The sequence below is a fragment of the Enterobacter sp. J49 genome (assembly GCF_002148625.1).
Taxonomy (GTDB): Bacteria; Pseudomonadota; Gammaproteobacteria; order Enterobacterales; family Enterobacteriaceae; genus Enterobacter; species Enterobacter ludwigii.
On the sequence record NZ_MWPY01000024.1, the window covers coordinates 244,298 to 258,510 of the forward strand.

11 protein-coding genes, 1 other RNA gene and 5 pseudogenes are annotated in these 14,213 nt (G+C 48.8%); 7 read left to right on the forward strand and 10 right to left on the reverse strand.

The features are described 5' to 3' along the window. Positions 1-54: 54 nt before the first annotated feature. The gene (locus BJP35_RS06535; protein WP_025203422.1) at positions 55-399 is read right to left on the reverse strand and encodes a cupin domain-containing protein; all 345 of its coding nucleotides are present in this window, start codon (positions 397-399) and stop codon (positions 55-57) included. Between the two features lie 87 nt (positions 400-486). Further along, positions 487-843, reverse strand: a complete 357-nt coding sequence (locus tag BJP35_RS06540) for a hypothetical protein (RefSeq protein WP_047366113.1) — start codon at positions 841-843, stop codon at positions 487-489. 435 nt (positions 844-1,278) lie between these two features. Here BJP35_RS06540 and BJP35_RS24825 point away from each other — a divergent pair, with 435 nt between their 5' ends. Then, complete coding sequence (locus BJP35_RS24825) at positions 1,279-1,431, forward strand: transposase (protein ID WP_086462971.1); 153 nt, start codon at positions 1,279-1,281, stop codon at positions 1,429-1,431. A gap of 619 nt (positions 1,432-2,050) precedes the next feature. On the opposite strand, the gene BJP35_RS06555 is transcribed toward BJP35_RS24825, so the two are convergent. The 4 genes and pseudogenes from BJP35_RS06555 to BJP35_RS06565 all read right to left on the reverse strand — a co-directional run. After that, a complete protein-coding gene (locus BJP35_RS06555; protein ID WP_047742240.1) occupies positions 2,051-2,389 on the reverse strand; it encodes a hypothetical protein in 339 nt (112 codons plus the stop codon). Then, positions 2,386-3,666, reverse strand: a complete 1,281-nt coding sequence (locus BJP35_RS24770) for an S-type pyocin domain-containing protein (RefSeq protein WP_306298391.1) — start codon at positions 3,664-3,666, stop codon at positions 2,386-2,388. Before BJP35_RS24770 ends, BJP35_RS06555 begins: the two co-directional genes overlap by 4 nt. Then, a pseudogene (locus BJP35_RS24575) lies at positions 3,654-5,868 on the reverse strand (type VI secretion system Vgr family protein); the annotation flags it as partial. The gene BJP35_RS24770 and the pseudogene BJP35_RS24575, both read right to left, overlap by 13 nt. 449 nt (positions 5,869-6,317) lie before the next feature. Next, positions 6,318-6,623, reverse strand: a pseudogene (locus BJP35_RS06565) (DNA primase); the annotation flags it as partial. Positions 6,624-7,337: 714 nt separating this feature from the next. Between BJP35_RS06565 and BJP35_RS06575 the strand changes: the two are divergent. The 4 genes and pseudogenes from BJP35_RS06575 to BJP35_RS24530 all read left to right on the forward strand — a co-directional run bounded on the left by BJP35_RS06575 (position 7,338) and on the right by BJP35_RS24530 (position 10,480). Beyond that, positions 7,338-7,557: pseudogene (locus BJP35_RS06575) on the forward strand (ogr/Delta-like zinc finger family protein). Between the two features lie 28 nt (positions 7,558-7,585). Beyond that, a pseudogene (locus tag BJP35_RS06580) lies at positions 7,586-8,149 on the forward strand (phage polarity suppression protein). 328 nt (positions 8,150-8,477) lie between these two features. Continuing rightward, the gene (locus BJP35_RS24525) at positions 8,478-9,707 is read left to right on the forward strand and encodes an AIPR family protein (protein ID WP_205631930.1); all 1,230 of its coding nucleotides are present in this window, start codon (positions 8,478-8,480) and stop codon (positions 9,705-9,707) included. A gap of 44 nt (positions 9,708-9,751) precedes the next feature. Beyond that, positions 9,752-10,480, forward strand: a complete 729-nt coding sequence (locus BJP35_RS24530) for a hypothetical protein (protein ID WP_218778078.1) — start codon at positions 9,752-9,754, stop codon at positions 10,478-10,480. A 35-nt stretch (positions 10,481-10,515) separates the two neighbouring features. Here the strand turns inward: BJP35_RS24530 and BJP35_RS06595 are convergent. The 3 genes and pseudogenes from BJP35_RS06595 to smpB form a co-directional block, all read right to left on the reverse strand. After that, a pseudogene (locus BJP35_RS06595) lies at positions 10,516-11,702 on the reverse strand (integrase domain-containing protein). Between the two features lie 195 nt (positions 11,703-11,897). Next, positions 11,898-12,261: a transfer-messenger RNA gene (gene ssrA / locus BJP35_RS06600) on the reverse strand. An 89-nt stretch (positions 12,262-12,350) separates the two neighbouring features. After that, a complete protein-coding gene (gene smpB / locus BJP35_RS06605) occupies positions 12,351-12,833 on the reverse strand; it encodes an SsrA-binding protein SmpB (RefSeq protein ID WP_008502505.1) in 483 nt (160 codons plus the stop codon). A gap of 156 nt (positions 12,834-12,989) precedes the next feature. On the opposite strand from smpB, the gene BJP35_RS06610 reads away from it, so the two are divergent. Continuing rightward, entirely contained in the window at positions 12,990-13,427 is a 438-nt protein-coding gene (locus BJP35_RS06610) for a type II toxin-antitoxin system RatA family toxin (RefSeq protein WP_024908332.1), read from the forward strand. Then, positions 13,417-13,704 (forward strand): RnfH family protein, encoded by a 288-nt coding sequence (locus tag BJP35_RS06615; protein WP_020883907.1) that lies wholly within the window; start codon positions 13,417-13,419, stop codon positions 13,702-13,704. The genes BJP35_RS06610 and BJP35_RS06615 overlap by 11 nt, the downstream gene beginning before the upstream one ends. Before the next feature lie 99 nt (positions 13,705-13,803). Here the strand turns inward: BJP35_RS06615 and bamE are convergent, their stop codons facing one another. Beyond that, positions 13,804-14,142 carry an outer membrane protein assembly factor BamE gene (bamE, locus tag BJP35_RS06620; RefSeq protein ID WP_014171256.1) on the reverse strand — a complete coding sequence of 113 codons (339 nt, stop codon included), beginning with the start codon at positions 14,140-14,142 and terminating at the stop codon, positions 13,804-13,806. Positions 14,143-14,213: the final 71 nt, after the last annotated feature.

The window sequence follows — 14,213 nt, forward strand, 5'->3', positions numbered from 1 at the left end:
AGGGGTGGCAAGGCGTTAACGCGCAACCCCGGGGATCTATTCGGCTTTTAGGCGTCAGGACGTCTTAATAATATCCACCGAGATCTCGACGGCGGTTACCGGACCCCGGTTTTCCAGCCAGTGGACCGTGTTGTGATCTTCCGGCCAGCCGACACCGGGACCGTAATCAGTCGCAATACCGTGACGATGATCGGTGATGGTACCTTCAAGGATAAATACGGTGCCGGGTCTGTCGATATGATTATGCACCGGACCAAAGACCGCGCCGGGAGCGAGAGTGACTCTGCGCATGCGAAGCTGACGACCGACCATGCCCGCTATTTCCGGACCCAGATCGACGACGGAGAGTAATTCAACGGTAACGCCCTGGGTTTCAGGTGCGGTGTGTTTGCTGTTCATGATGGAGTCCCCCTGAGTCAAGTTTAGTCTGCAGGGAGCAGGGCAGGAGGGAATAAAAAAGGCCGCGTCTGCGGCCTTTCGAAGGGATTACTCAGTGACTTTCTTTTCCAGCTCGCTGGCACCTTCTTTGGTCTTATTCCAGCCTTTCTCAGCACCTTCTTTGGTGGCATCCCACCCTTTCTCGGTGCCTTCTTTGGTTTTATGCCAGGCTTTCTGGGAATCTTCGCTGACCTTGCTGCTTAAGTTTTCGGTTTTACCCTCTGCAGCATGCTTCTGTTTCAGCTTCAGCTCTTCGCCTTTATTCTGCTCTTCGTGCAGTTTTTGCTTCGCGTCGTTGGCGTTTGCCTTCGCCGCAGCGACGGTATCGTCAGTTGCATGTGTGGTCGTAGCAAATACTGGGGAAGCCAGCAGAACGGCAGATAATGCGATAATTGTTTTTTTCATAATATCCTCATTTAACGTTATCGGTTATGAGCGTGATTCAGCATGGCACAGACAAAGCGGCGTGGCTTTAGGAAAAAACTGTAATGAGATCAATGCGCCCTGATGAAAGGAATTTCGCCTGAGGATTACCCAAAGGATAAAAAGCCTATTTCTGCAAGGGCGGCCAGGGTCAGAAGAATAAAGAGAATAACGACGAAGGGTCTGTGCATGTTGGGGTTCCTTCCGGGTTGGGCGGCTAATCCGTAGCGCTGGGTGGTGTGGATTATTTTCCACAGATGAGGGGGAAGGGTGTTGATGCTTGTCAAAGGTAAAGGGGGGGAATGGATATGGACAAAAAAGACCGCAAGATTTGTGTCTGACCCTGATCCAAGATCCTGCGCCATTCAGAAACAGAATGCCGGCATGATCTACACTCCCTGAACGGAGGTGGTGCCGATGAAAAAATCACGACTCACCGAAGAGCAGATTGTTTTTGCCCTGAAGCAGGCCGAACTGGGGACGTCCGTGCCGGAGGTCTGCCATAAGCTGGGCATTTCTGATGCCACGGTCTATAAATGGCGCAAGAAATATGGCGGGATTTCTCCTTAAGAACTGAAGTACATGCGGCAGCTTGAGGAAGAGAATCTCAGGCTGAAGAAGCTGGTTGCTGACCTCAACCTCGACAAAGCCATGCAGCAGGATGTGCTGGCAAGAAAGAACTGACGCTGGCGCGTCTGCGCGAATAGGGCCGGGACCTGCAGGCACGCTACGGGGCCAGCGAGAGGCAGGTCTGTTTTGCACTACCGGTCAGCCGCAGCTCTTTCCGCTACCGTTATGTGGCGGCAGACGACAGAGCACTACGCCTTCGTATCAGGGAGATCACCGCAACCCGGATCCACTATAATCCGCATCCGCTCTATATTCTCATGCTTTTCGGTCATTGCCAGCGCCAGATATAGCGCTGGCGGCACCCTCGAAATAAAGTTTCAATTCAAGGTGAAAGTACCTCGCACTCGGTCTACTGCTCCGCTGATTTCACTGCCAATTGATCTTATCCACCAATAGTAGACATGCGAATAAGCTCAACTAAAGGTGACACCCATGACAAAAACGACATCAACAGCACTTCCCATACTCAATCGGGCTGAGCCGTTTCTATGCGTCAATGGTGATATCAACAACCAGTCGTGCCAGATGTTGTTAACACCGCTATGTTGAACCAATAATTTCATATTGGTTTTTTATAGGAACAATTTTTCAAAGCTTCGTCGATCATATCACTTAACTCTTTCTCGTCCCAACTTGCAAATGATGTATATATTGGCATCTCCCAATCCTCATTTGAGATAACTTGTATTATAAACTTTCCTTCTTCCTCAAAGGCAGGGGTCCATCCAATATCAAGAATATTTCCATTGTTGAAAGTTATTTGTAAAAGATCCTCGTCTAGCTTAGTGACTTGCTCAAATATTGCTTTGGTAAAGTCTAAGCTTGAAAGTTCATCATAAATATTCAGTATTCCTTCTATATGATGAACCTTATCTAAAATCAGATTGTTTTTTTTCATTTCATTAATTTCCTGGCTTCTTGAGGCCCAATTGGATGAGAGTGGATAGTTCCTTGTGATTCTTTAGTCACTACCCAATTAGTTTCTTTACCTTTGTATGCTCCCATTACGTTATCGAACTCTTTGACCTTCCAATTTTGACCATTTGTAGTTGGGATGCCATTCTCCCAAACATCATGATCTATAGACTCAATGTCAACTTCTGGCTTAAATTTTGCTGGGCCAGACGTTGTGTTTTTTACAACTTCACTCCAGGATCTATTTTTAGGCGGGTAGTGCTTGTAGCCATGAATATAAGATTTTTTGACCTCACTGAGATAAACATAAATCGGCTTAATTCCGGAATCGGCAGGGAATACCAGTATGTAATCGTTGAGCTCCCGCTCTTCCGGAACCGGGAATGGCGGCGTCGTATATTCGTCCTGGCCGTCTGGTATTGGCGTGACCAGTATCGTTGCCTGGTCAATGGGCCTGATATTGCTGCCCGTATGCGACGGAATGTTGCCGTTTTTCGGCCTTTCCGGTGTCCACGTGATCAGCGGGCCATCGGCACCGTGATCGGGGGTGAATTCATAGCGGCCATTTTTTTCCACCCACTTCATTTCAGCCGTGCGCACACCTTCATACGGCGTGCCTTCTCCCGTATGAACGCCGTAGACCCGCATGTTGCCCTGTTCGTACTGCCGCCAGAAGAATCTCACCCGGGTCGTCGCTTTAGCTCCGGTTAGCGCTTTCTGCCGCAGCTCTTCCTCGTACCAGAATTCATCTCGTCCGGGCACATCGCCGCTGCCTTCACCCGCAGTCGGGACATATAGCGCGGACATCATTGCTCCCACATACGGAATGCTGCGGGCAGCTCCCATTACGCCGGTTAAGGACCACTCTCCCCACACCTGCGTCATGACGCCAGTTGCAGCCCCCAGTGCAAGCGGTGCGGCGGATGCCTCGGCGGGGACTTTTTCACCTTCGGCATCAGGTTTGTGCTTTTTGGCTGACTGGGCATGCTGAACAACCTCTTCATCTTCGGCAGGAGCATGCTGATGGCCGTATCCACAGCGGTCATCTTCAACCGGCTGGGCAAAAATCGTCATCTGGCCGAAGTTTTCTACAGGCTCTTCGGTGGTACCGACATCGGTACAGCCTTTCTCTTTCAGGCAGGATTTTGCATAGACAGGCGTCACCCAGTGAGTCAGCGTTTCGGGGTTAAACTCCCGCATGGTGGTCGGAGGAGGAAGTGGGGAGGTCTCCAGGGACGATGCGCTCCGTGCCGCCGCCATCGTACTTTTCGTCCTACGCAGATACATCGCTGTCGTGCCGTACTCGATTTTCCCCGCCTCCAGCCGCAGGTAACTCCCGCCACCTATCAGCGTGATGCGTTTTTTACCCGCAAAGGAAATGTTACTCGCCGAGCTCAGCGTCAGCTTCTTCTCTGCAAACAATCGCATAGCCGCATTCTGCGCCTGCACCTCCACTGGCCCCTCTCCTGATTTGACGCTCAGTTGTCCGGTGCGCGCAAACAGCCCGAGTTTCTCTCCGGCCAGGGCCGCCATGTTGCCCATAACGCCGGTGCTGATATCCCCTCCGGCGTTAAGGGCGACGTTTTTCGTGGCCGTCATCTGAAGATGTTTGCCGCTGGTCAGCGCCATGCCTTCCGGGGCGGACAGCAGCAGTACCTCATTGAGCGGCTTCAGCCGCTGTTCAAACATTTGTATCTGGCTGTCGACGTCCGCCTTCAGCGCCTGCGCCTGTTCTGCCGCCATTTCCAGCTGCTGCAGTTGCTGGTTAAGCCGGTCGATTTCCTGGAGGGCGGCGCTCATGTCCAGTACCTCGCCCTGCGCCTTCGCCTGCGCATCTGCACTGATGAACAGTCCCTTTCCGGCGCGGATAACCCCGTATTCATCAGTGCGCAGTTCGCTACCGGTGCCGCGGGATTTGCCCTGATTGTCCACCAGGTGCCCGCTGTTGAGCTGCGTCATGCCGTATTCCGTGGCGAGCTTGATATGCTCCTCGCCGCGTTTGTCCTCCATCCGCAGCTTATTGTTCGCCGGCGTGCGCAGCACGTTGCGGGTGTGATTGTCCCGGTTCACGAGGTCCGGATGTTCGGAGTCGTGCAGTGCATACGCGATGTACGGCAGGTCGATATCGCCATTGCTATACGCAATTGCCACTTCAGTGCCGTCAATGAGCGGCGTATGCCAGCCCAGCGTTTCACCGGCAGTCGGCTTCGCCATCCGCAGCCACAGATACCCAAAGCCCTGCTCTGTTCCTTCGCGGTCGAAGTCCGGCTTTACCCGGTAGCGACCCTGCTCATCCAGGTGCGCGTAGATATCATTTTTCTCCCGGCTCTCAATCCGGGCCGGAAGCGTACCCGGGATGACCGGACGCGGGACTTCTACAGGACGGAAGCAGTAACGCTCGGTGTAAGGCATTCCCCACACCGACACATGCAGACGGGAATCACGGGCTCCCCGGTAGGTCACCAGGGTGAGGATAACGCCCTCTTTCAGGGCAGTTATGACATCGCCCTGCGGCTCAAGCACCTGTCCCGGTGCAAGGTGGGCAGCGTTGCTGAACAGGTGAATGCGGGCCGTTCTGTTCAGCTCCCGCTCATGGTGGAGCCGGGCCCAAAACGCGCCGGATTCGGTCTCCGGCTCCGGACTGGTGTCATCACCTGCGTCACGATAAGGCGCTGAGTAGCGGTAATGCTCCCCGGCGGTGACCGCGTCGTTACGCACGCTGACCGTCGCATCCATCGGTGTGGAGGCTGTCCGGTAGTTATAATCCCGCGTGGCGACCGTGCCGGTGGCAAGGGTGTGCCAGGTTCGTACATCCCAGACCGACTCTGCCGCACCGTCAAACAGACCCGACGGCTCGCTGTAGGGCAGGCGCACATCAAACTGGTAGTTGAGCTGGCTGTCGGCCAGTATGTACGTATCCAGACCGCGCACGTCGTCCATCACCGTACGCCAGTAAATCCCCACTTCAGACAGAATGCGCCGGATAAACTCAAGGTCCGTTTCCCGCCACTGGGTGATAATTTCACGCGGCGGGTACGTGCGCTCCAGTCTGAACTCAAAATCAGGTCCCTCCAGCCCGTGTTTGCGCAGCACCTGCTCCACCACCTCAGGAACGGACTGGTTCTGATATACCGCACACTGCCGGGTGTATCCCAGGAGCGCCAGGCGGGAACTGAGCGTAAGACGGTAGTGGGACTGATCCTTTGAGGTGGAAAGCCATTCCAGGCGGGTGATAATGCCGTGGACATTTTTACCGCTCCGCATCCGGAAAGAGGCATATTTCATCAGGATCTGTTCAGGGGGGATATTCGCCTGTTGAGTCGTGAACTCAATATCCCATTTGAACGGTTCGCTCAGTGCTTCCCTGCCCCGAAATCGCAGAACATCCGGTTTTACCTGGCTGTCGTTGATATCCAGAAAGTAACGGGTCTGCCCGTCAAAAAGCGCCAGCCAGTTATCCATAACAAGACCTTGTTTAATTAAGGGATAATTTATTGCGCGATAATCACATGAAGAAAAGGGGGATGTAAACGCCTTTTATGGACAAAAAATCTGAAGTGAGGAGACGGTGATAAAGGGGGCTGCCTGTATTATTCAGTGAGTTACTCTGTTTTTATCCATTACCAGACTGCACGGGGTTAAACTTTCTGCATACTGGCTGGTGCCGCCCGGATTTTTATCCTTAAAGGGCAAGCCCGTTCCCCTTTATTCTCCCTTCCTTTCAGCCTTGCCTGTTCGCCATTTTCATTCTTTCTGTTTTTGAGGTGGTACAGGGTGGGACAAGTGATACAACCGCGCCAGCCGTGATTTTGCGCTGTACCACCTGATAAATATCAGTCTGAAAAGTGGGACAGAATTAGCAACGCCAGTCCCACCCTGTACCACCTTTTTTAAGACACGCGAGATGGCACTCAGATACTGAGGATGCGGGAGGTATGGCGGTAGACCCTGGCTTTGCCGATCTCCGGCAGACGAACCTGCGACTGGTACTTCCTTTCGCTGCCGGGCCGCAGGCATTCTGCTTCCTGTCATAATCTGGCCACTCTGGCGGGACTGAATCCCCGGCACATTTCCCGCCAGCCCGCCTTCATCCTCCTGGCAGGCGATATGGCCGCGCTCGTTCAGCCAGGCGTGCAGGCAGACTCGGACCGCCTCATATGTAGTGCCTCCCAGCCCGTAATGCCCTGCAGCGTTACCAGCTCTCTGGCTATCTGGAGTTCGGTTCAAAAAAGATTGAATGGCTGCCGATTGCAGACGAAATTTTTTCTGAAGAGGCAGAAGCATGGCAAGCGGCATATGGACACTGGATGAAATTTAATAAATCGTGGAGTGAGATGATTGGACGAAAATCTTTAGCTAAACTAATAAAAAAATTAGTCGACCAGATCTAATGTGATAAGGGTTGGTCTCTTATCTTTAAATCGGTTTTCGAAGTATTGATGAAAATCAACTTGAAAGGTAATGTTAATAAGGGGGCCGCTAGACTGAATGTTGAAACAATAATTATAATTTCTACGAGCTTTTAGAAAATCTCGCTTAGATAAGGTATGTGTTTGAGCCGTGTCTAAGTCTGTCAAAAAGAACTCCAGAACTTTCTGGTATCCTTTTTTCAGATTCTGTGAATGATTTTGATTCAACTTCATCATTTCGAATTTCTTCGAGAGCTTCTGCAACTTGGTTGCTCAGCTCGTAAATGTATGTATTATTTCCTAAATCTACAGTCGGAGTAATCCACTCTCGACGCGATAAATAATATATATCATTTGAGTTTTTGTAATAAGAATGCGCTCCGCGCTTCAATGCATATAATATTAAGATGCACTCAGGATTGAGATGAGAATATGTAAGCTTGAATTTTTTATCTCAAGAATGATGTCTGCCTTTTTTGTGCTTCTAATAATGATTTTTTCAGCTAAAGCGGAGGTGTAAGCATGTTTCACTGCCCGTTTTGCAAAACGAGTGCGCATTCCCGCACCAGTCGGTATCTGTCCGATAACGTCAAACAGCGCTATCACCAGTGCATGAACATCGAATGCTCTGCCACGTTCCGCACGCTTGAATCCGTTGAGGGGGGGTATCCGTTCACCGGCGACTGAGGCGGTAATCCCTGAACCCGCACCTGCGGCCACCGTTAACCGTGCCGGTGCGTAAACAAGGCCAGTCATCAGGAGAAACTTACGTGACCACACTGACGCTACAGAAAGCCTTTGAGGCCTGTCAGGCAAATAAATCCACCTGGCTGCAACGCAGGGAAGAACTAAAGCAGGCTGAACAGGCATACCGCGAACAGCTTGCAGGCAGCGGCCACAACGGCCGGAGCCTGTAAACGCTGCGCGAGATTATCGACGTGAAAAAGTGGGAAATTAAACAGGCTGCCGGGCGTTATATCCGCTCGCATGAGGAGGTGCAGCGCATCAGCATCCGCAACCGTCTGAATGATTTTATGCAGGCGCACGGCGCGGAGCTGGCCGCCGCCCTTGCCCCGGAGCTGATGAATTATTCCGGCCAGCATTCCGCCATTCAGCGCTGCGCCATGCAGCACTCGGTCGATTATCTGCGTGAGGCGCTACAGGTCTGGCTGCCCGCCGGTGAAAAAATTAATTATTCGGCACAGGATAATGACATTTTAACGGCCATCCGATTCAGGCCTGACATGGCTTCGCGCGATGATAATCGTGAAAAACTCACGCCCGCACAGAGCCTAAATTATACCCGCCGTCGTGCAGAACTGGCCGTGCAGTAGTCCGTTCAAAAACCCCCGAAAATCCCGCCGTTTTCCCGTAAAAAAGCCATGTATACAGAAGGTGCATGGTTTTGCATGCGTTTTACCGACACTGGATCCCCCGCCAGCGGCAGCACTGGCGCGCCCTGAGGCCGGTCATGCACCTGTATTAAAAGTGCCTCCTTAAGCGGGCTGGCGGGGCGGGGAGAGCATTGCGCTCAAATGTATTAATATTCGATATACTGCAACTTCGATTGAGACCACAAATTTCAAGGCTACCGATACATACTCATCTGTTAGTGGGATAGTATGTGCTTTAACCGTTAATCTATTAATTTTGGTAATACGCATGGCAAGAAATGACACGATTTTACTTGATGGAATCATTGAAGATCGTATGCAGGAAAATAACCCGTCATCAAATAAGGGCGAGGTTTTTGAATATTTAGTATTAGAACAGGTGTTAAAAGAATATGATTTTTCCTTTGAAGAGATTGAAAGCGGATGGGTAGATGGTGGACATGATGGCGGGATTGATGGGCTATATATCATAATTAATGGGCATTTGTTACAGGATGTAAATGACTTTGTGTGGCCAAAGAAAGGTACTGACTTGGCAGTTTATATAGTGACATGTAAACATCATGACACATATAAACAAGCAGTTCTAGAGAGTTTAATTTCTACTGTCAATGAATTATTTGATTTTAGAGTGCCTACATCAGAATTAAATGGTCAGTACAACGATGAAGTTAAAAGGAAAAGAGATGATTTAATATTTTCTTATAAAAAAGTCTCTGCAAGGATGAATACCTTTAACATTCACTTTATTTATGGCTCTCGAGGGGAATCAACGGAGGTTGGTGAATCTATTAATAGCCGGGCTGAGCAGATTAAGAAAATTACAGAAGAATCATTCGGCCACTGTGATGTTGATTTTTCATTTTTAGGTGCAAGGGAAATTATCAACCTTTATCGGCAGGCTCCTAATTTTTCTTTGGAGTTGCCATATTTGGACTCATTGTCTAGAGGTGAACGTTATATTTTAATTGTTAAACTTAGTGACTATTATAAGTTTTTGACTAATGAAACAGATCATACTTTGCGTAGATACTTGTTTGAATCAAATGTAAGAGATTTTATGGGCTTGAATGCTGTTAATGAAGATATTAAATTAACTCTTTCAGATCAAAGTTCACCGGATTTCTGGCTGTTAAATAATGGGGTTACAATATTATCTACGTCTGCTCAGTTGATAGGACAATCCATTTACATGGAAGATATACAAATTGTAAATGGTCTACAGACATCTGAATCTATATTTAGGCATTTTGACAATGGAGGTTCTGATCAGCATGAACGTGCGGTAATGGTTAAAGTTATTGTTTCGAATGATGAAAGTGTGCGTGATCAGATCATTCGGGCAACTAATAACCAAACAGCAGTAGAGCAATATTCACTTCATGCTACAGAACGAATTCAAAAAGATGTTGAGGAAATTCTTTTACGAAACGGATTCTTTTATGATAGAAGGAAAAATTTCTATAAAAATCAGGGGTTTTACGAGATGCTATCGTGACACCTCTTTACATAGCCTCGGGTTTAACAAGTCTGGTTTTGAAAATGCCATACAATGCAAGCAGAATGAAAACTAGAGTTTTAAGGAACGAAGGCGCGTATAACACAATTTTCTCTGAACGTCTTGATATAAATATTTGGCCTAAGATAGCCATGATTCTTAAAAAAACAGATGAATACTTATATTCTATAAGAGGTCATTCAGGAGGTGAAGGGTTTTTGAAGAAATGGCGTCAAATATTGGCATTCTGTTCAGTTTCTTTGTATTTCTTGAAATTCGACTTTACGCCTAAAGAACTCTTATCGATTGATATAGATAAATTTTTCAATAAAAACATTCCTGATGCTTGGCAGCAAATTGCGAAATTGTCTGATGATTTTGTTGTCATTAACAGTAAAAAGTTAAGTAGAAATAACGTACTGTATTTGATGCTTTATATTCAGACAGTATTTAATTTGGATAATATAGAGTGTGTTGAGAAATACAACAGTGTTTATGATTCTATAACTGGACTATCACGTCCATATAGAAATACTAAAGTTACCGAAGAGTTTGTAGAGACTGTATTTTCTCTGTTGCCGCCACAACCATGGAAGATTGGTATGCATCGCGATATCATAAGATCATTGGATTGTAGCACCGCACAGTACACGATTGCTGTGGAATTATTAATTCAGTCAGGGAGAGTTTATAGACAAAAAGATGGGGTTTTATATGATTTAACTGGAAAAATCGTTGGGTTTGATGAGAGTCGTGCAAATCCAAACGTTTGACTTATTTGTTTGGCCGTTTTTTACGGCCACTATTTTTAGCTTCGGACTTTATTGCCACACCAGTTCATTAGTTTTTTACGTTTTTCTAAATAAATATATCTATTATAAGTTCGCCTAACTTCATTTTTATCATAGTGAGCTAGAGCTGCCTCAATAACATCAGAATTAAAAGCTTGCTCATTCATAGCAGTACTCGCTATTGATCGCAAATCATGCGCTACTAATTTACCCCCATATCCGACTCGTTTTAACGTAGCATTAGCAGTCTGGCTGTTCATTGCTTGCTTTGGGTCATTTCTGCTCGGAAAAACATGTTCACGATGCGCACTGATTGGTTGCATCACTTCCAGAATCTCTAATGCCTGTGGAGATAGAGGCACTATATGCTCATGCTTCGTCTTCATCCTTTCCGCTGGAATAGTCCAGAGTTTTGTATTGAGATCGAGCTCTCCCAACGAGCACCAGAGGCCTCTGAAGGGCGCACAAGCGTCAGTAGTTGCCATTCAATAAGACAGCGAGTCGGAACAGACAGGTTTGACATAATTAAAGAACACATCAGTTTCGGCAATTCTTCTGGCCGCAGCGTCGGCATATTCTGTTTTTTAGGTTTCTCAAAGGCCATTCCAACACCTGATGCTGGATTAGCATCAATCATTCCAGTGTTTACGGCATAAATCATTATCTCGTTAATGTGCTGCACCAGTCGACGTACAGTCTCAAACGCCCCACGAGCTTTGATTGGCTCAACAGATTCAACCAGTGTCCGGGCTTTAATTTGCTGAACGGGGATCTCACCGATGGTAGGGAATACATCTTTCTCCAGTGAGCGCCAAATGTCTTTTGCGTAATCAGGGGTAACGCTTTTGCTTTTGAGCTGGAACCAGTTAGCGGCGACCGTTGAAAAAATACTGTCCAGCGCGATTTGCTGCTGTTCCTCTGCAACCTCAGCCTGAATTTGGGGGTCGATTCCGTTGGCTAATAAGGCAAGGTAATCAGTTCTTAACCCTCGGGCATCAGCAAGCGAAAGAGCAGGGAAGGCACCGAGCCCCATCATTGTCCGCTGTTTTGTTACTGGGCGTTGATAACGGAAACGCCAGAGCTTTTTCCCGCTGGTTTTCACTATCAGGAAAAGCCCATCGCCTTCATGAAGCGTTAGATCCTTCTCTAGCGCCTTTGCGCGCAGAACTTCGGCGTTGGTCAGGGGGCGTGTTGTCCATGCCACTGTGGCCGCTCCTTCCTGAATTGGTATACGTTTTTAGATATACATCCTGTGGTATACCTAAACGTATACCAATAATCACCGGATTTAGTCGGATGTTCTCGGACAACGATAGACACAAAAAAGCCCGCAGGGCTTGCGCCGTGCGGGCTCTTAGGACTTCATCGGATGACTCTGGTAATCACCGATGGAGAATTTTGGTGGAGCTGGCGGGAGTTGAACCCGCGTCCGAAATTTCTACATCCTCGGTACTACATGCTTAGTTTGTCTTTACATTCGCACGCCAGCTGCGAACAAACACGCCACTAACGTACTAGCCTGATTAGTTTTAACGCTTCAACCCCAGGCAGGGCTTCCACGCGATCTCTTTTGGGTTTGACCTCTCTTGAATCCCCGTCTTAAGAGCGGAAGCTAGGGAGAGAGGGCTCAGAGCAGGTTATTAAGCTGCTAAAGCGTAGTTTTCGTCGTTTGCGACTATTTTTTTGCGGCTTTTTACGAGGCAAACCGCCCCTCGGCATGCACCTTGGGTTTCGCAAATCCCGTCGAATCCAGAATCAGCCCCAATAGTGTTGAACTGAGTATACCAGATTTTAGATCCTGGATACCAGCCCGGAACGCTAACTTATTGAATAGTACAATAAGTGCGCAGAATCAACGTCCTGCGTTTTTCATAATACGTGCTTTGTCGAGCTGCCATTCGCGCTCTTTCAGATCGGTACGTTTGTCGTGCTGTTTTTTACCCTTCGCGACGCCAACTTTCACTTTGCACCAGGCATTTTTCCAGTACAGCGACAGGGCAACCACGGTGAAGCCTTCACGGTTAATGCGCCCATAAAGGGACTCCAGTTCACGCTTGTTCAGCAGCAGCTTACGGGTACGCGTTGGGTCACACACGTAGTGTGACGAGGCGACGGTCAGCGGCGTGAAGTTGGCACCGAACAGGAAGGCTTCGCCATCTTTCAGGATCACGTAGCTATCACCGATGTTGGCTTTCCCGGCGCGCAGCGATTTTACTTCCCAGCCCTGCAATGCAAGGCCAGCTTCGAATTCTTCTTCAATAAAATACTCGTGGCGAGCACGCTTGTTGAGCGCAATGGTCGCCGAGCCTGGTTTATGTGCTTTTTTCTTCGTCATAAGTATCGTAAAGCCATCGGTAATCTGATTTCAAAAAGTCACCTCATTGCGTCCTGTGAGGTCTAACGCGCTATATTAGCACGAGATGAGGCTTAGCGTTTTTTTAACAGGTGATAAATGTTATTATTTGTCGGTTGTGTGACCATGGGAAATGCTATGCCTCAGATTAGCCGTACTGCGCTTGTTCCATACAGCGCGGAACAAATGTATCAGTTAGTGAACGACGTTCAGTCTTATCCAGAGTTTATTCCGGGATGTACCGGGAGCCGAGTGCTGGAGTCTGGCCCGACGCAGATGACGGCGGCGGTCGATGTCTCCAAAGCGGGGATCAGCAAGACGTTCACCACCCGCAATACGCTGACGAGCAATCAGAGTATTTTGATGCATCTGGTAGATGGTCCGTTTAAAACCCTGATGGGTGGCTGGAAGTTTACCCCCCTCAGCGCTGATGCCTGTCGCATCGAGTTCCAGCTGGACTTTGAGTTTACCAATAAACTGATTGAGCTGGCGTTTGGCCGCATCTTTAAAGAGCTGGCCTCGAATATGGTTCAGGCGTTCACGACCCGCGCCAAAGAGGTTTACAGTGTCGCATAAGATAGCTGTCGAGGTGGTGTATGCGCTGCCGGAGAAGCAATATCTGCAGCGTGTGATGCTGGACGAAGGTGCGACCGTTGAGGCGGCTATTCGCGCTTCTGGCATCCTTGAGCTTCGTCGTGACATCGACCTGGCGAAAAATAAAGTCGGCATTTACAGCCGTCCGGTCAAACTGGCTGATGTGGTGAATGAGGGTGACAGGGTCGAAATTTATCGCCCGCTGATTGCCGACCCGAAAGAGCTGCGTCGCCAGCGTGCGGAGAAATCGGGTAAGTAGTTCGCTCTTCACCTTAAGCCTGATCTCAAAGGGGCGAGGGGGATGAAGGAAAACAAAAAAGGTGCTCATTGAGCACCTTTTTGCGTCTCTGACACCTGATTATTTGGTCAGGGCAGGCTTGTTGTCGATGTTGGTCAACACACCGGCGCTGCTGAAGGTCAGCGTCAGGGTCTGCTGGGACGCGTCTTCATGGCCCGGCTGCTGACGGAATACATAGAACCAGGTGTTTGTGCCGAACGGATCGGACATCATTGGGGTTCCAAGTGCATAAGCGACCTGCTGTTGTGTCATCCCCACACGGATTTTGGACACATCGTTAGGGGTAAGGTAGTTCCCCTGGTTGATGTCAGGACGGTAAACCACTTTCTCCAGAGTGGAACAGCCTGCGGTCAACATCAGAAGAACCGCTGCGGCAGCGGTCAGCATTTTACAACGCATAGTGATTTGATTCCTTTTCGGGCCCGAGCAGAACGCGGCTCATATGTTATATGCCGATGATAATAGACCTT

Bases quoted from the DNA above. Each gene is read 5' to 3' on its own strand.
- BJP35_RS06535 (WP_025203422.1), bottom strand. From the start codon at position 399: ATGAACAGCAAACACACCGCACCTGAAACCCAGGGCGTTACCGTTGAA.
- BJP35_RS06540 (WP_047366113.1), bottom strand. From the start codon at position 843: ATGAAAAAAACAATTATCGCATTATCTGCCGTTCTGCTGGCTTCCCCA.
- BJP35_RS24825 (WP_086462971.1), top strand. From the start codon at position 1,279: ATGAAAAAATCACGACTCACCGAAGAGCAGATTGTTTTTGCCCTGAAG.
- BJP35_RS06555 (WP_047742240.1), bottom strand. From the start codon at position 2,389: ATGAAAAAAAACAATCTGATTTTAGATAAGGTTCATCATATAGAAGGA.
- BJP35_RS24770 (WP_306298391.1), bottom strand. From the start codon at position 3,666: ATGGCGGCGGCACGGAGCGCATCGTCCCTGGAGACCTCCCCACTTCCT.
- BJP35_RS24525 (WP_205631930.1), top strand. From the start codon at position 8,478: ATGGCAAGAAATGACACGATTTTACTTGATGGAATCATTGAAGATCGT.
- BJP35_RS24530 (WP_218778078.1), top strand. From the start codon at position 9,752: ATGCCATACAATGCAAGCAGAATGAAAACTAGAGTTTTAAGGAACGAA.
- smpB (WP_008502505.1), bottom strand. From the start codon at position 12,833: ATGACGAAGAAAAAAGCACATAAACCAGGCTCGGCGACCATTGCGCTC.
- BJP35_RS06610 (WP_024908332.1), top strand. From the start codon at position 12,990: ATGCCTCAGATTAGCCGTACTGCGCTTGTTCCATACAGCGCGGAACAA.
- bamE (WP_014171256.1), bottom strand. From the start codon at position 14,142: ATGCGTTGTAAAATGCTGACCGCTGCCGCAGCGGTTCTTCTGATGTTG.